The organism is Pseudomonas sp. H26/SER47-MNA-CIBAN-0231 (assembly GCF_040310465.1).
In the GTDB taxonomy this organism is placed as follows: domain Bacteria; phylum Pseudomonadota; class Gammaproteobacteria; order Pseudomonadales; family Pseudomonadaceae; genus Aquipseudomonas; species Aquipseudomonas atacamensis.
The window spans coordinates 355840-375582 of the sequence record NZ_JBEOPW010000001.1 but is presented as its reverse complement, the minus strand read 5'-3'; the positions used below and the strand labels follow the sequence as shown (position 1 = coordinate 375582).

Annotated in this window: 16 protein-coding genes and 1 pseudogene; 5 read left to right on the top strand and 12 right to left on the bottom strand. The window is 55.7% G+C overall.

What is annotated here, in order from left to right; translation table 11 throughout:
* Positions 1-41: 41 nt before the first annotated feature.
* Complete coding sequence (locus tag AAEZ10_RS01750) at positions 42-1670, bottom strand: ATP-binding response regulator (protein WP_350567227.1); 1629 nt, start codon at positions 1668-1670, stop codon at positions 42-44.
* A 113-nt stretch (positions 1671-1783) separates the two neighbouring features.
* Between AAEZ10_RS01750 and AAEZ10_RS01745 the strand changes: the two genes are divergently transcribed.
* Positions 1784-2386 (top strand): LuxR C-terminal-related transcriptional regulator, encoded by a 603-nt coding sequence (locus AAEZ10_RS01745; RefSeq protein WP_095180212.1) that lies wholly within the window; start codon positions 1784-1786, stop codon positions 2384-2386.
* Between the two features lie 7 nt (positions 2387-2393).
* Here AAEZ10_RS01745 and AAEZ10_RS01740 read toward each other — a convergent pair whose 3' ends face one another.
* Positions 2394-3392, bottom strand: coding sequence for a bile acid:sodium symporter family protein (locus tag AAEZ10_RS01740; RefSeq protein WP_016775032.1), 999 nt, complete (start codon positions 3390-3392; stop codon positions 2394-2396).
* Between the two features lie 82 nt (positions 3393-3474).
* On the opposite strand from AAEZ10_RS01740, the gene AAEZ10_RS01735 reads away from it, so the two are divergent.
* On the top strand, positions 3475-4263 hold the full coding sequence (locus AAEZ10_RS01735; RefSeq protein WP_073471141.1) for an AraC family transcriptional regulator: 789 nt from the start codon (positions 3475-3477) through the stop codon (positions 4261-4263).
* A gap of 239 nt (positions 4264-4502) precedes the next feature.
* Entirely contained in the window at positions 4503-5477 is a 975-nt protein-coding gene (locus AAEZ10_RS01730) for a TerC family protein (RefSeq protein ID WP_073471143.1), read from the top strand.
* A 124-nt stretch (positions 5478-5601) separates the two neighbouring features.
* Here the strand turns inward: AAEZ10_RS01730 and AAEZ10_RS01725 are convergent, their stop codons facing one another.
* A complete protein-coding gene (locus AAEZ10_RS01725) occupies positions 5602-6702 on the bottom strand; it encodes a polyamine ABC transporter substrate-binding protein (protein ID WP_071172722.1) in 1101 nt (366 codons plus the stop codon).
* A 249-nt stretch (positions 6703-6951) separates the two neighbouring features.
* Positions 6952-8358, bottom strand: a complete 1407-nt coding sequence (locus AAEZ10_RS01720) for a purine-cytosine permease family protein (RefSeq protein WP_350567222.1) — start codon at positions 8356-8358, stop codon at positions 6952-6954.
* A 323-nt stretch (positions 8359-8681) separates the two neighbouring features.
* Here AAEZ10_RS01720 and AAEZ10_RS01715 point away from each other — a divergent pair, with 323 nt between their 5' ends.
* On the top strand, positions 8682-9167 hold the full coding sequence (locus AAEZ10_RS01715; RefSeq protein WP_016775037.1) for a flavin reductase family protein: 486 nt from the start codon (positions 8682-8684) through the stop codon (positions 9165-9167).
* 140 nt (positions 9168-9307) lie between these two features.
* Here the strand turns inward: AAEZ10_RS01715 and AAEZ10_RS01710 are convergent, their stop codons facing one another.
* Complete coding sequence (locus tag AAEZ10_RS01710) at positions 9308-11254, bottom strand: methyl-accepting chemotaxis protein (RefSeq protein ID WP_350567218.1); 1947 nt, start codon at positions 11252-11254, stop codon at positions 9308-9310.
* Positions 11255-11457: 203 nt separating this feature from the next.
* Here AAEZ10_RS01710 and AAEZ10_RS01705 point away from each other — a divergent pair, with 203 nt between their 5' ends.
* On the top strand, positions 11458-12501 hold the full coding sequence (locus AAEZ10_RS01705; protein WP_110603706.1) for an LLM class flavin-dependent oxidoreductase: 1044 nt from the start codon (positions 11458-11460) through the stop codon (positions 12499-12501).
* 61 nt (positions 12502-12562) lie between these two features.
* Here the strand turns inward: AAEZ10_RS01705 and AAEZ10_RS01700 are convergent, their stop codons facing one another.
* The 7 genes and pseudogenes from AAEZ10_RS01700 to AAEZ10_RS01670 all read right to left on the bottom strand — a co-directional run bounded on the left by AAEZ10_RS01700 (position 12563) and on the right by AAEZ10_RS01670 (position 19555).
* Positions 12563-12925: a hypothetical protein gene (locus tag AAEZ10_RS01700; RefSeq protein WP_125918454.1), complete on the bottom strand. Its 363-nt coding sequence runs from the start codon at positions 12923-12925 to the stop codon at positions 12563-12565.
* 5 nt (positions 12926-12930) lie between these two features.
* Positions 12931-13473, bottom strand: coding sequence for a hypothetical protein (locus AAEZ10_RS01695; protein WP_125918489.1), 543 nt, complete (start codon positions 13471-13473; stop codon positions 12931-12933).
* A 146-nt stretch (positions 13474-13619) separates the two neighbouring features.
* A complete protein-coding gene (locus AAEZ10_RS01690) occupies positions 13620-14075 on the bottom strand; it encodes an Imm42 family immunity protein (RefSeq protein ID WP_125918453.1) in 456 nt (151 codons plus the stop codon).
* A gap of 157 nt (positions 14076-14232) precedes the next feature.
* Positions 14233-14817 carry a hypothetical protein gene (locus AAEZ10_RS01685; protein WP_125927943.1) on the bottom strand — a complete coding sequence of 195 codons (585 nt, stop codon included), beginning with the start codon at positions 14815-14817 and terminating at the stop codon, positions 14233-14235.
* Positions 14818-15693: 876 nt separating this feature from the next.
* Positions 15694-16320 (bottom strand): hypothetical protein, encoded by a 627-nt coding sequence (locus AAEZ10_RS01680; protein WP_350567213.1) that lies wholly within the window; start codon positions 16318-16320, stop codon positions 15694-15696.
* A 9-nt stretch (positions 16321-16329) separates the two neighbouring features.
* Positions 16330-18864, bottom strand: a pseudogene (locus AAEZ10_RS01675) (DUF637 domain-containing protein); the annotation flags it as partial.
* Between the two features lie 115 nt (positions 18865-18979).
* A complete protein-coding gene (locus tag AAEZ10_RS01670) occupies positions 18980-19555 on the bottom strand; it encodes a hypothetical protein (RefSeq protein ID WP_225927626.1) in 576 nt (191 codons plus the stop codon).
* Positions 19556-19743: the final 188 nt, after the last annotated feature.

Sequence of the window (19743 nt, the reverse complement as noted above, 5' to 3'; positions counted from 1 at the left end):
AATAACGGGCGAGCTCCTGAGCCGCCCGTTTACATCGGCCTTTACAGCATCTGTTCAACCGCTTCGCCTTGTCGATCACGCAGGGTGCGCAGCGTCGCGCGTAACTCGGCCGGGCGCACCGGTTTCGACAGAATCGCAATCTGGCGGTCATGCAAGGCTGCCTGAATCTTCTCGACGTCGTGCCCGGTGATGATCATCGCCGGCACAGCCCAGCCGCGGCGCCTGCGCACTTCGTCAATGCATTCGATGCCAGTGGCGTGGGTGCCGAGGTCATAGTCGGCGACGATGATGTCGCAGTCGGTGACCAGGCCTTCAGCCGACCACTCGGCCTGCACCAAGCAGCCCCAGCGCTCAAGCAAAGCTGAAGTCGCCAGCAGCACGTTGCGATCATCCTCCACCAGGCAGACCTTCAGCCCCGTCAACAAACCCGCTTGCCGCGCTTCACCGCGGACAACCAGCGACTGCGGTGCCGCTACGATCGGCAAACCGCCAAGGGTCACCGCCGTGCCGCGCCCCAACTGTGAACGCAGCGCCACTTGCACACCGATCAGTTCACTCAGACGCTTGATGATCGACAGGCCCAGCCCGACGCCTTCGACGTCTTTGTCGCGCACTTGCCGCACGCGATAAAACTCCTCGAAGACCTTGTGCAGATGCTCTTCGGCAATGCCGTTGCCGCAGTCGTAGATGACGATGGCCACCCCTGCCCCGCGTTTACGCACACCAATCAGCACCGGCCGATGCGCGCCGTATTTGAAACAGTTGGAGAGCACGTTCTGCACCATGGTCGCGAGCAATCCCGGGTCGGTTCTGACCCAGTAGTTGCACGGCCGCAGGCGCAGCTCGACGCCCGCCCAACGGGCCGCTTCCTGGTGTTGGCGTATCAGATCCGCAAGCCATTCACCAAGATTCAGCGTTTGCATTTTCGCTTCGATCCGACCGTTATCGAGGGTGTAGAGGTCAAGAATCGAGCGGAACAACTGCGAGACGTTGAGCAGTGAGCGGTCGATGTTATCGACCAGCCGCCGCTCGTCATCGCCCAGGCGCGACTCTCGCAGACACGCGGTAAACAGACCGATGGAATGAATCGGCTGACGCAAGTCATGACTGGCCTGCGCCAGAAACCGCGACTTTTCCAGATTAGCCGCCAGCGCTTCTTCCGACGCCTTGCGCGTGCGCTCCAACAGCAAGTGCGCATAAAACGGAATCACCGTGCTGGTGATCAGCAGCATCAACACCATGAACGGCTGCGCCTGCCAATACGGCGTCAAGCGATAGACCACCAGCAGCGCCACCAGCGCCAGCCCGGTGGCAATCGCCAGATAGCGCGAGCCGTAGCGCATGCCGTTGCCAAGATTGACCCAGACCATCACCGCATACAGCGGCAACGCTGCCTCGCCGCCGATCACCAGTCCAAAACAGGTGCCGGTGTAATCGTGGACCATGGCAAAAATCCGCCGCGCCGGATAATGCCCGGGCCAACGCGCAATGGCTTGGCGGAACGCGATCGAAGCCAGCAGAAACAAGACAATGTAAGAGATGACCGGAAGGTAGGTATCGAAGCGATGGCCCGGCAGAAAACCCAGCACGACCATGTAAACCACCGCGATGGCGGCGATGATGATGCGCAGATTGGCTTGGTCGAGTTCGGTGTTTTTCTCGAACTTCATGGGAAACGTCCTTGTGCAGCGATTGCAGTTTCGGAAGCAGCCTACAGGCAACCTTCGCGTCCAGTGCTAAGGTGCAGGCCTTGAATCACGCTTGACCCAGGGAGGGTCGCATCATGACGTGCCGGATCATCATAGCCGACGATCACCCACTGTTTCGCGAGGCAATGCTGCGCACCGTGCAGCGCTTGCTGCCCGAAGCGAATATCTGTGAGGCCGGCGACTTCGACGCCGTGCTTGAGCTGCTGCCACAGGACAACGAGCCGGACACGCTGATGCTCGATCTGCGTTTTCCCGGGCTGACCTGCATCACTCAACTCGCCGACTTGCGCCGACAGTTGCCGCGCACCACGTTGATCGTGGTGTCGATGGTTGACGATCAGGCGCTGATCAGTGAAGTCATGGCGGCGGGCATTGACGGTTTTATCGGCAAGAACATTGCGCCGGATGAAATCGGCCAGGCGATTCTGGCCATTCGTGAAGGCGAGGTGTTGGTGAAGTCGGCGCCGTCCGGCCTCTTGCCGCTGGAAACCGCGACGACGCTGACGCCGCGTCAGCAGGACGTGCTGCGTTTGATCGCGCAAGGCAAGACCAACAAGGAAATTGCCCGTGAACTGGATATCTCCCCGTTCACGGTACGCATCCATGTGTCTTCGTTGCTGCGCACGCTGGATGTGCCGACGCGGGCGGCAGCGGCGGTCAAGTATTCGGGGCTGTGAAGCGCTTTTACGGATCAACCTGCGCCATCAGATCCGGCACCGACTCCGGTCGTTTCGCATAGCGCTGGGCCAATACCGCGCAGACCATCAGCTGAATCTGGTGGAACAGCATCAGCGGCAGAATCAGCACGCCGATGGTGCTGCCAGCAAACAGTACCTGCGCCATCGGCACGCCGGTGGCCAGGCTCTTTTTCGAACCGCAGAACAGAATGGTGATGCGGTCTTCCTGATTGAAGCCGAACGCTTTGCTCAACAGAATTGATGCCACCAGAACCAACGTCAGCAGGATGCAGCAGACCACCACCAGGCCGAGCAACTCGAACAACGGAATCTGCTGCCAGATGCCTTCGTTGACCGCCTCGCTGAATGCGCCGTAGACCACCAGCAGAATCGAGCCCTGATCGACGAATTTCAGCCAGTTCTTGTTGCGCCCTACCCACGCGCCGATCCAGCGTCGGGCGATCTGCCCGGCAATGAATGGCAGGAGCAATTGCACACTGATTTTGACGATGGCATCGAGAGTCGAGCCGCCGTCGCCGTGGACGTTGAGCAGCAGCGTCACCAGCAGCGGTGTAAGGAAAATCCCGAACAGACTGGACGCCGCCGCACTGCAGATCGCCGCCGGAATATTGCCTCGCGCCAGCGAAGTGAACGCGATGGCCGACTGCACGGTCGCCGGTAATGCGCAGAGGTAGAGCATGCCCATGTACAGCTGATCACCTATCAGCGGTGACAACAGCGGCTTCAGCGCCAGACCGAGAATCGGGAACAGTACGAAGGTCAGCCCGAACACCAGCAGATGCAGACGCCAGTGGCCGGCGCCGGCGATGATCGATTCGCGCGACAGCTTGGCGCCGTGCAGGAAAAACAGCAGGGCGATGGCGATGTTGGTCAGCCAGCCGAAGCCGACCGCGACCTGGCCGCTGGCCGGCAGGAGGCTGGCCAGCAGGACGACGCCGATCAAGGTCAGCGTGAAGTTATCGGGCAGAAAACGTGGGCGCGTCATGAGATTCATCCGGGGGTTGCCAGTGCGTGCCGACGACTCTAACGTGACTGGCAATTACCGACTAACGCCGAAGAGCCGCAAGATGCCGCCTAAAGGACATAGCAAAAGCGTGCGCCGCAGTGTTCCCGGGTTGCCCAGCCTGCCGCGCCCCGTGTACGGACGCACCGAATCGCTGCCCAATCGCGCCCTCACCCGCCGCCACAGTCATCCGTGGGTGCAGTTGTCCTACGCGATTCAAGGCGTGCTCGAAGTGCAGACCAGCGCCGGCCGATTCGTCGCGCCGCCGGAGCGTGCGGTGTGGATTCCGGCCGGCGTGCCGCACCGGGTGTTCAGCGCACCGCATACGGAAATGCGCAGCCTGTACATCGACAGCAGCGTCACCGGCTGGGCGGCTGAGCATTGCCATGTGCTCGGCGTCAGCGATTTGCTCAGGGAGTTGATTCGCGCCTTCAGTCAGGTGCCAGTGGAATACGACGAAAGCGGCCCTGACGGACGCTTGGCCGAGGTGATCCTAGATCAATTGGCCGACGCGCCGACCATCGACTTGATGCTGCCGCTGCCGCAAGACCCGCGCTTGAAGCAGATCTACCAAAGCCTTGAGCAACACCCGGAACAGCAGACCACGCTGAGCCACTGGAGCGAAAAATTCGGTGTCACCGAAAAGACTCTGACCCGCCTGTTTTTGCGCGACACCGGCCTGACCTTCCGCGCCTGGCGCCAGCGCCTGCGCTTGCTTGGCGCCCTGACCCCGCTGGAAAAAGGCGAGCGTGTGACCGATGTTGCGCTGGCTTGTGGATACGACTCGACCTCGGCGTTTATCGCCGCGTTTCGTCAGCAGTTTGGCGAGACACCGGGGGAGTTTTTCCGCTGACACTTCGCTTTTGCCGAACTGTCAGTCAGAAATAAACGATTTTTCTTTGCTCCAGATCCGTCGCTAGCATGGCCCCGTCTGACTTTGATCGAGAAGAGAAGATGATCCCTGTGGGAGCGAGCCTGCTCGCGAACGCGGTGGGTCAGCAACCTCAACTTCACTGTTCCATCGCATTCGCGAGCAGGCTCGCTCCCACAGGAGATGTGCTTGCTGCAAATAAAAAGACAGGGGAGCGTGCCATGCCTGCCACGAACATCAATATCGGCGAACCCTGGATGTGGGGTGCCTTCATCATCTTCGTTCTGGCCATGCTGGCCCTGGACTTGTTTGTCTTCGGCGGGCGCAAGGCGCACCGGGTTTCGGTGCGGGAAGCGTCGGCCTGGGTGGTTGCCTGGTGCCTGTTGGCGCTGAGTTTTGCCGGGTTGCTCTGGTGGTATCTGCACGGTGAATTCGGCGGTGAAATCGCCCGGCAGAAAACCCTGGAATTTCTCACCGGCTATCTGATCGAGCAGTCGCTGTCGATCGACAACATGTTCATCTTCGTGATGATCTTCAGCTACTTCGCCGTACCGCCGGAATTGCAGCGGCGGGTGCTGCTCTACGGCGTGCTCGGCGCGATTGTGATGCGCGCGATCATGATTTTTGCCGGTGTGTGGCTGGTGTCGCAGTTCGAATGGCTGCTGTATGCCTTCGGTGTGTTCCTGATCATCACCGGGATCAAGATGCTGGTGTTCGCTGATCATCAACCGGATCTGGAAAAGAATCCGTTATTGCGTTGGGTGCGCGGGCATATGCGCATCACCAGTGGCTTTCACGGCGAGAAGTTTTTCATCCTGCAGAACGGCGTGCGCTGGGCAACGCCGATGTTCCTGGTGCTGGTGCTGATCGAGGCCAGCGACTTGATGTTCGCCGTCGACAGCATTCCAGCGATCTTCGCCGTCACCACCGACCCGTTCATTGTCTTCACCTCGAACATCTTCGCGATCATGGGCCTGCGCGCGCTGTACTTCCTGCTGGCGGACATGGCTGATCGCTTTCACCTGCTCAAATACGGGCTGGCGATCGTGCTGGTGTTCATCGGCGGCAAGATGGTGCTGATGCCGTGGTTCCACATGCCGGTGGAATGGTCGCTGGCAATCGTCGGGACGGTGATTCTCGGGTCGGTGCTGTTGAGCCTGGTGGCCAGCCGCAAGGCAGAACGCCGCACCGAATGACACAACCCACCCCCACCTGTGGGAGCGAGCCTGCTCGCGAATACGCCGGATCATTCAACATAGGAGTTGAATGACACACCGCTTTCGCGAGCAGGCTCGCTCCCACATTTGAAGTGCGGTGCTCTTATTTATCGGACTTGATACTCGTCCACACCCGCGTGCGCACCCGCTCCATTTTCTGCGGCAACGGCTGCACCACATACAGGGTTTTCAGCGCTTCGCTGGTCGGGGTCAGGTTGGGGTTGTCGGTGATGTCCTTGTTGACCAGCGGCATCGAGTCCTTGTTGGCATTCGGGTAACCGAGGAAATCGCTGATCGGTGCGATCACTTTCGGGTCGAGCAAGTGGTTGAGGAATTCGTGGGCCTCGGCGACGTTCTTCGCGCTCTTCGGAATGGCGAAGGTGTCGAACCAGATCGGCGCGCCCTCCTTCGGCAGACGCCAGTCGACCACCACGCCGTTGCCCGCCTCTTTGGCGCGATTACCGAACTGGTAGAAGCTGCCGGAATAACCGATCGCCACGCAGATGTCACCGTTGGCAATGTCGGTCATGTATTTGGCCGAGTTGAAATAGGTCACGTACGGGCGAATCTTCATCATCAAGGCCTTGGCCTTTTCATAGTCCGCCGGGTTCTGGCTGTTCGGATCGAGGCCGAGGTAATGCAGGGCCAGCGGCAGGATTTCCGACGGCGAATCGAGCATCGCCACGCCACAGGCCTTGAGCTTTTCCATGTTCTCGGGCTTGAACACCAGATCCCAACTGTCCACCGGCGCGTTGTCGCCCAGGGCAGCCTTGACCTTGGCCGGGTTGAAGCCGATCAGCACGGTGCCATACATGTACGGCACGCCGTACTGGTTGCCGGGGTCGTTGGCGTCGAGCAACTTGAGCAGGGCCGGATCCTGGTGCTGCCAGTTCGGCAATTTCGACTTGTCGAGTTTCTGGAACACGCCGGCCTTGATCTGGGTTTCGATGAACTGATTGGACGGCACCACCAGGTCGTAACCGGAGTTGCCGGTGAGCAGTTTCGCTTCCAGGGATTCGTTGGTGTCGAAGGTGTCCCAGGTCACTTTGATCTTGCTTTGCTCGGCGAAGTCCTTGGGCACTGACGGCAGAATGTAATCCGCCCAGTTGTACACCCGCAGTTCGCGCTGCTCGGCCTGGACGGCGCTGGCCAGCAGCGTCAGGCCCCACACGGTGGCGCCCAGAATGCGTTTGATCGTGACCATGGTTGTTTCCCCGAATGCGACGTGAGATCGATGGTTTTTATGTTCTGTACACGGCAGTGGCTGTAACGATAGCCAAGGGCAAAAAAGGTCGAGCCTGTTGTTATGGTTTCGATTCTTGCTGACAGCGTAGCGCGATGACAGTAGGCGGCGGGCCAAAAGGGGATCGATATGGCCAATTTGCTTGACCGCCGTGATACGCAAACAAAAATGCCCGGCGCTGGGCCGGGCATTGCTGTGTTGCCGTTTCGATCAGTCGGTATAGCCGAGTCTGGCCGCCCTGCTCTGCTGCGCCTGACCACGGGTTGCGAGGCAGTAATACAGCGGCACCGTTACCACCAGACCGACCAGCCAGGACAGGTCGGCACCTTCCACCAGATTGGCGTACGGCCCCACGTACAGCGAGGTGTTGGCAAACGGCAGCTGCACGATGATGCCGATGAAATAGGCAATGATCGCGTGCAGGTTGAAGCGCCCGTAGATCCCGCCGTCAGCGCGGAAGATCGAGGCGATGTCGTAGTTGCCGCGCTTGATCAGATAGAAATCGATCAGGTTGATCGACGCCCACGGCACCAGCACCAGCAACAGCGCGAGAATCAGTCCGATGAATTGGGAAATGAAATCTGCCGAAGCGCCGAGGGCGACCACACAGCATCCCGTCAGGATCACGCTCGACAGCACCACGCGCACCTTGATGCTCGGCGTCCACTGGCTGGCGAAGGTCTGAATCGAGGTGATGATCGACAACACCGCGCCATACAGATTGAGCGCGTTGTGGCTGATGATGTTGAGCAGAAACAGCACCATCAGAATCGGCCCCAGCCAGCCGGTGGACTGCTTGACCGCCGCCATCGCTTCAGTGCCTTCCGGCGTCGCCAGTACCGCCACCGCGCCAAAACTGAACGACAGAATCGTGCCCAGCGTCGCGCCCAGATACGTCGCCCAGAAGGGTTTGGCGATACCGATGTCTGCTGGCAGATATCGCGAATAGTCGGAGACGTACGGCGAGAAGCTGATCTGCCAGATGATCCCCAGCGACACCGTCGCCAGCCAACCGGAGAGATTGAAACTGCCGCGCGTCAGGAAGTCCGCCGGCAAGTCATGGGCGAAGATGTAGATGAACCCCGCGAGCAACGCGCCGCCCATCACCCAGGTGCCGATGCGGTTGAGGGTGTGGATGAAGTTGTAGCCGATCACACCGATCGCGGTAGCGGCCAGCGCGCCGATCAGAATGCTCAGCGGTGCCGGCACTGACGGCGCAATGCCGACGATGGATTTGCCGGCAAGCACGATGTTGGAAATGAAGAAACCGATGTAGATGAGCGCTGCGAAGAACACGATCAGCAGCGCGCCATAGCGGCCGAACTGACCGCGACTCTGGACCATTTGCGGAATGCCCATGCGCGGACCCTGCGCCGAGGCCAGCGCAATCACCACGCCGCCGATCATGTGCCCCAGCGCAATCGCCAGCAGCCCCCAGAACAGATTCAGATGGAACACCTGAACCACCATGGCGCCGGTGACGATGGGCAGTGGCGCGATGTTGGTGCTGAACCAAAGAGTGAACAGATCGCGGGCCTTCCCGTGGCGTTCCGCGAGTGGGACGTAATCGACCGTATGATTCTCGATCAACGGATCTTGCCGGGACATCTGGGACATATGCATGAACTCGAGTTTGTCTGTTTTTATCTTTGTATGAAGCCAAACCGGGAGGACTCTTGGGCCGCCCCTCAGATGCAGACCATATTATGGTATTCCAAACTTTGCACAAGCCTGATCCGCTGATTCTGTCGCTGTCTGATCCGCTATCCTCGCTGATCCCGCCCCTGCACGGCTAGCTGAACTCCCCGTAAACATTGAGTTTCCGACGAAAGTGGCGCGTTTATCGGTTCACCAGAAAAGCTCTTGCAAGATATGTATTACGGTATACCATCAGACCTACAAACCATAAAAACCGCGTCACACCACCCGAGGACCACCCAATGATCGATGCTGCCATTTACAAACAAGTCATGGGCTCGTTCCCGTCCGGCGTCACCGTCATCACCACGCTGGACGACGACGGCCAGATCGTCGGCCTGACCGCCAGCGCGTTCAGCTCGCTGTCGATGGACCCGGCGCTGGTGCTGTTCTGCCCCAACTACAGCTCCGACTCCTATCCCGTGCTGATCAAGAACAAACGCTTTGCGATTCACCTGTTGTCCAGCGTGCAGCAAAGCGAGGCCTATGCCTTCGCGCGCAAAGGCAAGGACAAGGCGCAGGGCATCGAGTGGACGTTGAGCGAACTGGGCAACCCGATCCTCGCCAATGCGACGGCGGTGATCGAGTGCGAGTTGTGGCGTGAATACGAAGGTGGCGACCACGCGATCATGGTCGGCGCGGTGAAGAACCTGATCGTCCCCGAGCAAGTCGCCGGACCGCTGGTGTATTGCCACGGCAAGATGGGTGCGTTACCGGTTGTGGCGTGATTTCACCAGATCTCGGATATCCCATGTGGGAGCCAGCCTGCTCGCGAAAGCGATGGGTCAGTTGTTATATTTTTGACTGACCCGACGCCTTCGCGAGCAGGCTCGCTCCCACAGGTTTTGGTGTTGCCTGGGCGACCGTGTCAGGTCCTAAACCGGCTCACCAACTGATTCAACGTCTGCGACAACGCCGTCAGGTTCTGCGCATCCTGCCGAGTTGAATCCGCCAGGCTCGCCACCAACTGCGCATCACCATGAATCTGGCTGATGTGCCGATTGATGTCCTCCGCCACTTGATGCTGTTCCTCCGCCGCCGTGGCGATCTGCGTGTTCATGTCGCGGATCACGTCAACGGATTCACGAATCAATTCAAAACTCGCCCGCGCCGCGTTGATCGACACCACGGTTTCCTGCGATACCTCGAGGCTGGCGTGCATCTGCTTGCCCATCTGGTGGGTGCGCCGCGCCAGATTGCCGAGCAGTGCGTCAATCTCACCGGTGGAATCCGAGGTGCGTTTGGCCAGCGCGCGAACTTCATCGGCGACCACGGCAAAGCCCCTGCCCTGTTCACCGGCGCGCGCGGCCTCAATGGCGGCGTTGAGCGCGAGCAGATTGGTCTGCTCGGCAATCGAGCGAATCGTGCCGAGGATCGACTGGATGTCGTTGCTGTCCTCCTCCAGATGCTGCATCGACTCGGCGCTGTGGCCGATCTCCTGACTCAAGCGCCCGACGTTACTTACCGCCGCGTCGATCTGCTGCTGCCCGGTGTGTGCCTGACGCTGACCGTTGTCTGCCGAGTCGGCCGCCTGACTGCACGAGCGCGCAACCTCGTTGGACGTGGCGACCATTTCGTGAAACGCCGTAGAAACCATGTCCACCGCCTCACGCTGACGCGAAGCCACGTCGGCCATTTCCGCCGAGACCTCGGTGGCGCTGCCGGAGCTGCTGTGAATCTGCCCCGCTGCTTGGCCGATGCGCTGAATCAACGTACGAATCGCTTCGAGAAACTGGTTGAACCAGCCGGCCAGTTGCGCGGTTTCATCCTGCCCGCGTACTTCCAGTCGCGCAGTCAGATCGCCCTCGCCTTGAGCAATACCTTCGAGACCACTGGCGACACCACGAATCGGCTTGACCATCAGTCCGGCAAACCAAGCGCCGGCCATTGCAAACAACAATGCGCAAACCACAGCGATAACGCCGATCAGCCAGGTCAAACGCGTCGCCCCCGCCATCACTTCGCTCGCCTTGACCAAGCCGACAAACCGCCAGCCCAACGCCTGCGAGGGCCAGACCAGCGCCATGTAATCCTCGCCGGCCAGTTGCACCTCGACCAGGCCTTTGCCCGCCTCGGCCAGTTGCTGATAACCGTCGCCGAGATCGCTGAGTTTCTTGAAGTTGTGCGCCGGATCGCTTGGGTCCACCAGCACGGTGTTGTTGGCTTCCATCAACATCAGATAACCGCTCTCGCCGAGGCGGATCTGCTTGACCAGGTCGGTCAACTGCTTGAGCGACACATCGATATTGACCACGCCAGCATTGCTGCCCAACTGGTTGTTGAAACTGCGTACGGTGCTCACCAGCACCACGTCATCCGCCGCCCAGTAATAGGCCTCGGTGCGCAGGGTTTTGCCGGGATTGGCCATCGCGGTTTTGTACCAGGGCCGGGTGCGCGGATCGTAGTTGGCCAGTTGCGCATCGCCCGGCCAGAACAGATAACCGCCTTGCTCGGTGCCGACAGATAGATAGGTGTAAGCCGGGTGCGCCTTGGCCAGACCGTCGAACAGCTTGAACAGCTGTTGATCCTGCGGCCCCATCGGCACTTGCGCAGCGTCGCTGCTCAGGTAGCGTTTAAGGCTGGTGTCGATGCTCTGCAGTTGCGGATGCTCGGCCAGATAAGCAACGTTCTGGCTGATGCCCTCGAAAAACAGCTGCATCGCGTTTTCCACCTGACGCACCTCGCGCCCGGTGCTGTCAGTAAAGGTGTCGCGCGCGCCCTCGCGGACATTGAGGATGATCAGCGCTGCCACCAGTAACACCGGCAGGCTGGCGATTACCGCAAACGCCAGAGTCAGTTTTTGTTTTATGTTCATTGCTTGCGCCTTCCTTGTTCGAAGTGTCGGTCAGAAATATTTTGCGGATATTCCGTATTATGGTATACCAATATTCAATCAACCGAACAGCCGTCCTCGAAGGCGTGCCTGAATGGTGAGAAGACTCGCGAGCGCACAGCGCTCACGTCAGTTCGACAGGCCCGCACACGACCGGCCAATTACAAAAGACTCGAGGTAGCGTCATGAAATTTTCCCTGTTCGTACACATGGAACGCTGGGACGAAAGCGTCAGCCACCGCCAACTGTTCGAAGACCTGACCGAACTGACCCTGATGGCCGAGGCCGGCGGTTTCAGCACCGTGTGGATCGGCGAACACCACGCCATGGAATACACCATCTCCCCAAGCCCGATGCCGCTGCTGGCCTACCTCGCAGCGAAAACCACGACCATCCACCTCGGCGCCGGCACCATCATCGCGCCGTTCTGGCACCCGCTGCGCGTCGCCGGCGAATGCGCCCTGCTCGACGTCATCAGCAACGGCCGCATGGAAGTCGGCCTCGCGCGCGGCGCCTATCAAGTTGAATTCGATCGCATGGCCGGCGGCATGCCAGCCTCCAGCGGTGGCCAGGCCCTGCGCGAAATGGTCCCGGTGGTCCGCGCCCTGTGGCAAGGCGACTACGCCCACGACGGCGACATCTGGAAATTCCCCACCTCCACCAGCGTGCCGAAGCCGATCCAGAAGCCCAACCCACCCATGTGGATCGCCGCCCGCGACCCCGACTCGCACAACTTCGCCGTCGCCAACGGCTGCAACGTCATGGTCACGCCATTGATGAAAGGCGACGAAGAAGTCCTCGACCTGAAGAACAAATTCCAGACCGCGCTGGACAACAACCCAGACGTACCGCGCCCGCAATTGATGGTGCTGCGCCACACCCACGTGCACACCGCTGATAACCCGGACGGCTGGAAAGTAGGCGCCAAAGCGATCTCACGTTTCTACCGCACTTTTGATGCGTGGTTTGGCAACAAGCAAACACCAGTCAATGGCTTCCTCGCGCCGAGCCCGGAAGAGAAGTTTGCCGGACGTCCGGAGTTTGAGCTGGAGAGCCTGCACAAGACGGCGATGATTGGTACGCCGGAAGAGATCATTCCGCGCATCAAGTACTACCAGGAACTGGGGGTGGATGAGTTCAGTTTCTGGTGTGACAACAGCTTGCCGCATGAAGAGAAGAAGAAGTCGCTGGAGTTGTTTATCAGGGATGTGGTGCCGGCGTTTCGGTAACCCCCTACTGGCTCGGCCCGGTAAATTAAAACGCCCCGGCAGAGTTCGGGGCGTTTTAGTTTTACGTCGGCTCGTCGTCCCAAAAATTGCCAGCGGGTGCGTATTGGCCATCTCGGAAAACGGCGCACCAACCAAAACTTCGGTAGAACATTTCAAGATCAATGATCTGGTACAAGCCTTCGCTAATTTTACCCAAGGTAATCAGACCATTGGCATAGTGGGTGTATTGACCACCCGCCCCGGCGACCGCACGTCGTTCCAGTTCCTCACGACTCCAGCCCGATACGATCCCGGATGATTCAGGGACTGTATCCGAGAAGGAAATTTCGAATTGCGTTGAAACCTTGCAAATACACGGAATCCGTTGCTGTCTGAGCAAGTCATCGGAGATCAGGTTGTCAGGGAAATGAATATTTAATTTCAAATGGCTCAGGTTCCGATGAGGCTACGCTGACCCGGCCGGGTGACATCGTAAACATGCTGCTCGCAAGCCTGCCCAACAAACTGAAACTCCACCAGGTAGACCTTGCTTCGCTCCGGGGTAAAAGTACTGTTCAGCGGCCCGCAGCTATAAGTATTGCCAGTGCCCATGCCGTTGGAACGCCCCGACACCTCGAAAGGTTCGTCGGCATTGGCTTGCGTTTCCAACTGAGGGAAGTGCTTGAACGTGGCGCTATTGGCCGCTTCGCTGACTTTGGCGATCCAGCCGAATACCTTGCCCCGCCCGGAATCCACCACAGTACCCAGCACTTCCATTCGCCGATCGGGATCTGAAGCCTGGCGAACCGAGAACTCGACAGGGTATGTGTAACCTGTCGCTTTCATGATGATTTTGGCGTGTTGTGCATCTGGTGTTACCGTTTTTTGCTGAAGTTGGACACCCTCCTTTAAAAGACTGGGGGAAGAGTCTCTGACGTTGGAATGGCAGCCTGCAATCAGGAAAACAAAAGGCAGCAAAAGTCCGGGTTTAATCAATTTTTATTACCCTTTCAAAGAGTAGCGGCCAGATTTGTCGGGCTCAACAAACCTGCCCCGCTACAACCACCATTAAATAAAGTCAAAAGACAGTAATGGACTTGAACATCAGGACATTCTGCCCATCCATGCCGCTGCGAACTCTAAAATTCATCAATACCTTCAATTACGCCATTCACTGCCCCCCGAGGCAGCAACGCCTCATGGACAAGGTTGCCAAAGTCTTTACTCCAGACCAGCCTGTCCGCATGCTCCGTTTTTTGAAAATAAATAAACAGACCGGCGTCCCCCAAGAAGGTGCACGTCATATCTTGCACGCCTTCTAAAATGGCGGACTCCCCTTTGAAGAAATAACGATGCGCGGAAGCAAATAATTCTTTTGCAGAAATCGCTGAATCGCCCTCCTCTATATTTTCAAATTCCATTTTTGCGTAGAAGTTCACGGCAGTTTTAAGTTCGACGACATCCACGACATCAAGGAGCCTTTCCCCACCAACAAACAACGAAAACAAGCCGTTTACCCAGAAACAACTTGAATCAGTCCAATCCCTCACTACATCAAACTGAATTGAGAATATAAACGGATCGCCGTAAATCATTTCAATGTTACTCCTAGCGCCTTTTGTACCGCCGCCGGTGACAAAAGGGGACGGTCCCCTTTTTTTCGCTTTTTTTACGTTCGACACGAATTGAAAGGTGATTCAAAGGTGGCCTGCGCCAATTTACCCTCCAATATATTAAATATCAGCATTTAGTTTATAAAAAACGGACTTTCCAAAAATCTTTACCTGCATCCACCCAATACTTTTCTCGTGACGGAATCAAGTAGCTGAAATCGCTAGATTCAGCAATCCAACCCGGATGCACATACTCCTCATGAAATCGACCGTCATCCACATGCATGAAAATCTTTCGATCAAAATTCACGTAAAACAGAGGAAGCCGCGAGCGTATGACATTTGCATTTTTGAACAATTCCGAATCCAGACCTTCGCCTGTGAGATAGTAGTTTTCAATTCTTTCGAAAACATCCGACTCAGCCCCAATAAAGCCTTGCAATTCGGAAGACAACAAAATCTTCACACTCGGCCCTTGAAGATACGAAGGAAAGTTCTCAGCTGTCATCTTCAAGATTCCATTCCTGAATTTCAGGCAGGATCGTTCGTATTGCTCTTGCGTCATAGTTCCGTTACTCAATGACGCTCTAAGACTCTTGTCAACGTCAAGCGTAAAATTACGTTTTTCATCAACAACCCAGTAGCACTGAGCTGACTGAACAAAAAAACCGATACTTTTTTTGCCGTCCCACAGGTCATCAAAAACTTCTTGATCAATGGTCATTTCTTAAACTCTAAAAATTCTTCTTGGGAAAAAGGGGGACAGCCCACCTTTTACTAAATGGTAGATTTTTTCGGCCGTCCCGGGCTCCCTCGCTGCACACGACGACCGATCATTGCCTCGACTTCAACAGCAAACTTTGGGCCGCCAAAAACATTACTTCCATTGGTCGCGGCACTAATCTGGTCAACCACTTCTGACTCTAAGTCTTAAAGACACTCATGAAAAATCATCAATCATTTTATCTAACGTAAGTCATCGAGACAAGTAACCAGGGAGCGAGCTAACCAATGCTCGATCAGCCTCGTGTTCCGCCCCTTTACGCCCCTTCAACATAATCTTTGATTTTTGAAAGTTTGCTGGAAGCCCAATATACAGACATGAGAATAGACAACGGCAGGCACAACTATTTAAACACCATTTCAAAATCCGGTTCAAAAAACAAATACATAACAGCCATCAACAAGAAAACCATAACTAAAGTAATCGTCATGAATACAGTCCAAACGAACCCTGCCAGACTTAAGTACATAATCAGCTAAAGCACAATATTTTTTATTTCGCACCACAGTCACACCAAACAAGGAAGTTCACCTGAGGCCATCCGCAGCGATGACTTTCAAAGATACTTTTACAAAACCTGCTCCAACTGAAAACACAAGATCCCCGCCACTATATACTGCAGGGCCATACCCTCCGGGAATGTAGGAAAATGCGTCCTTCACCGGGTTGTAATTAGACGGGCTACCGCCCCAAAAAAATGATTATAAATGTCAGACCCGCCTTCAATAGTGAGAAATGGGGACAGACCAAGTTTTTAGAGTGTTTTCTAAACGTGACCTACCCCCACCTATTCTTTTTCACAGAAAATTTGATTTTTTATTTTTTCACAAAATTTTCCAGAATTTTATTTTTCTCAGACAATAAGGCTCTGACAAAATCAGCATCAAATTCCATTATCAAACCAATGGCATCCTTGATTTTCCACCGATGAAGTTCCGGATGTTCAACCATTGCGATCAAATGCTGCTTCAGCAGCGGTAGGTACTCTGAATACTTTTCACGATGCACGAAAGAATATATTTCCGATATTTCAAAAGGCCTCTCGTTGGCCAGAGCGATTATTTTTGAAAGCACATCATATACCTGACGCCTCGCTAATTCCTTTCCACTGACCTCAGCGGCATTTGCGAAATACATCGTCACTGCCATCAATATATGCCGATATGTATCATCGTACCCATGGAGTCTATGGGTATAAATACCCTCAATAATCTCTGGGCGACGCATATATTCTTCCAGCACTATCAAGCCGTCATGGACGCCCCAGCTGGTGAGAAGTTTAGAAGCCTGAAAACGCTCCATTTCATTCCCACTGTTGAGCAGTTGCCTCACTGCGGCCATTCTTTCTTCTGAAATGTCTTCTCGGTCAAGGTCACCCGCCTCCACAGCGTAATCGGCGTGTTCCGGAATACCATTGAGCAGTTCGTATGTTTTGGGATCCATCGCCTTCACCTATTTTTTCACCGGTTTAATGTAGTCAGCCGGAACACAACCTTTGATCAAACATTCCCCATCCCTCGCAGCGCTTGCCAAATCTGTCTCTGCTCTGTCTAATGAGGTTTGATTTTTTGGCGTGGGATTGTTCGTAAATTTATCACGCGCCGCATCGACTTTCGTCTGCAACTCCGTTGTCACTTCCTGATTTGTCAAAAATTTAGTGTTTGGCAATACACCGGAATCAATGTCCTGTTGCAATCTTTTTACGTCAATCTCAATTTTGTTCGTACCGTAATCTTTTGGGTTTGACGTTGTGCTCGGGTCGGTAACAGAAATATACGGCGAGTTTTCAGCGTTACCACCGCGTACATGTGATTGAACGCTACCGGTCCCGTCTATATTTGGCGGAACTAAATCGCCATTTTCGTTAAGATGCGCTTTCGGTTTTCCGTTTCCATTCACGGTGGCACTGAAATCGTCATCGCTGCGCACAACAATATCACCCGCGCCCTTTACGCCTCCAGACCCACCAAGATTACCGTCGACATCTGGTGAATGAGAAGCGCTGTTTTTGGTCGTTCCTTTGCTACCGCCCGGTTTACCACCGCCCGCGACATCTGCGGCTACGCCTGCGGCATCTGCCCAAAACGCGGCGCTTTCACCATCACGCTGAACTACAATCTCTCTGATGATCGTGTTTTGCGCAGTTTGGTTATTCTCCGTAATGATCCAGCCTACGTTTGCAGCTGCACATATATCCCCACTGAGCCTCAGCTGCTCTGCCAGTTCGCGAATTTTTGGCTGATCGGCTAGGAGCTGATCCGAAAGCTGCTTGCAGGCACTCAAGTTTTTCTGACAGAGGCTACCCAACTCCGCATTTCGCTGCTCATCCAGATTGGCATAACGCTCTCGCACTTCTGCTTTGCACGTCTCGGATGCGCATTTTGCCTGCTCATCCAGCATTTCCACGATTTCGTGGTGCATAAGGTAGTTGTAGTTAGTAGCGTCCTTCGCAATAGTCGCGCCCTCTTGAAGGTTACCGTCGCTTACGGCTGCCGCAGCGATACCCACTAGTTGGGAGGACATCGACAACAGGTTGCTGTCGTTCTTGACCAGCGTCGCCAACTGTGTAACCAGAGCCTCATTTGCACCCGCCGCCAATGCACCCGTTTTGAAATCGCCACCCGCAGCTTCAGTCAGCAACCCTCCAACAACCGCGTGCAATGCGATTTTTTCGAGACTGCCGTCTTTCCAGCCCTGTTTAGCAGCAAAATCGCCTACAGCATTGAATGCCGCGGCGTTCAGAGTACTCAACAGAGCGCCCGTCAACGCATTACCGAAATCCGCGTGCTGACCGAAAGTCGCGCCCAAAACAGTGGAAGTCATGTTCTGCAGCAGCTGGTTACCGGCGAAACGGCCAATGCCTTCCAGACTGCTCAAGTCAGTCATGACTTGGCCGGTTATCGGATTTGTTGTGGTCTTGAGAATGCTGTCGAAGTAGCCCGCCGTCAGGCCAGCAGTTACTCCTGAAATAACATAGCCAGCCAGCGCATCAGAAGACGTTACATCTTTGAATACAGCGCCAAGGTTGCCACCGTTATTGATAAAACTGGTGGCGGCATTTGTCGCTGCTCCGGTAGCTACAGCAGCATAAGATGCCGCCCAGAACGTGCCCATCCCACTCATCGCCGTCAAAGCTGCCGGTCCAACAACCGCAGCCATCACGATCGCAATGATCATTTGGGACGCCGGGCCAAGCCCCGAGTTGCTGTATTTAAACGACTCGTGAATCTCCTTCACGCGCCGCCAATCAACATCTCCCCGAGCCTCCGCATCCTTCAACCACGCCAGTTGCGGATCAGCCTTGACCATCGCATCAATGGTCTGGCTGACGGACTCCTGACTCACATCCTTGATATCAATCTTCAGCCCATCGACCGCTTTCAGGACGATGTTGCCCTTGGCGATCATCTGCGTCTGGCGCAGGGTTTCGTCGGTGTTGCCGCGACCCTTGGCCGAGACCCACGCCGCGTTGTTGTTGGTTTTGGTATGGCTCTCGTCATGCAGATCCTTCACCCCTTCGAAGGTGATGGCGCCGCCGCTGTCGAGGAGGATGTCCTTGCCGCTGTCGAGTTTGGCCACCTGGTAATGCTGGTCGCCCAGGCTGACCAGAGACAGGTTGCCGCCGGTCTTGATTTCGCTGCCGACGTGGGTGACCTGGGTGACTTCGTCGCGCTGGAGTTTCAGGTTGCCGAAACCGCCCTTCTCCTTCATGTCATAGAGCGTGTGGTCCCTATTCTGCGCGGCCAGCAGATTGAGGTCGTTACCGGCGTAGACGTAGGCTTCATTGCCTGCGCTGATTTTGCTCGCGACCAGTGTGGTGTCACGGCCGGAACTGGTTTTTACGTCGCCGCCGGCGATGAACTCGGCGGCTTTCTGAACAGTGTGGTCGTCCTGTTCATGGACACGTTTCTTGCCGTCCTTGCTATGGGTTTCGACGTTGTATTCATCTCCGGCCGAGGACAAATAGATGTTGCGACGGCATCGAGCTGCAGGTCACCGCCGCTTTTACGCTCGACGCGAATTTGAAGGTGGCCTGTCCCCGTTTGTCTCTCGAAAGGTGGTCTTTCCCCATTTATCCGGTCCCCATTTATCCGCTTTTCTTTCAATCGTCGGGAATCTCGATATGAAACGAATCTGCATCAATTTTCAAAGACATCCATCCTGGCCCAGGCAAAACGTTTATTTCACCCTCAAGAAAATACTCACTTGCAGACTTATCGACTTTAGGCCCACTAATAAACTCCTCGACAAACTCATTACCTGAGGAACTCTTTCGATCGAGAGAATATTCATAGATAACTTTTCTCAACACACTCACACCAGAAAAGACCAGCCAGCAGTCACCCACATATTCATGCATTGCGTGCAAACCTTCACTCTCGCTCTCGTATCTGACCCATTCACCACCCTCGCTTCGAGCGTGTAACAAACCATTTACAAGACTCCATTCAACATACTCCACATCTCTAGCGGGATCGTAAATGTAATGAACAGGAAAAATACTTTCGCCCTTAGGACACTCATCTTCATCACACTGTACGATCCGAGCGCCATCCGCCGCTGTTACCAACTTCGTTTTTTTCAAGGCTAGGCCTCTTTCGACATAAAGGCGAACTACTCCATTTTCGAGCTCAAAGCCTCCATATACGCAGTCAAATGTGACGAGGGAATCAAACATCGCTGAAACTATCATTTTATTTTCTCTAGAACGATGGTTTTCATACTATGGAGATCAGTAATCTTACTACCGTCTGTGCGTAGGAACGTGTGCCCCGAGAATCGAGCATCTAGACCTCCATCCTGGATAACCTTGACGCCAACCGACTCAAGATCGGCTGCACTTGGTAGTTTTCCATACGTGGGGAA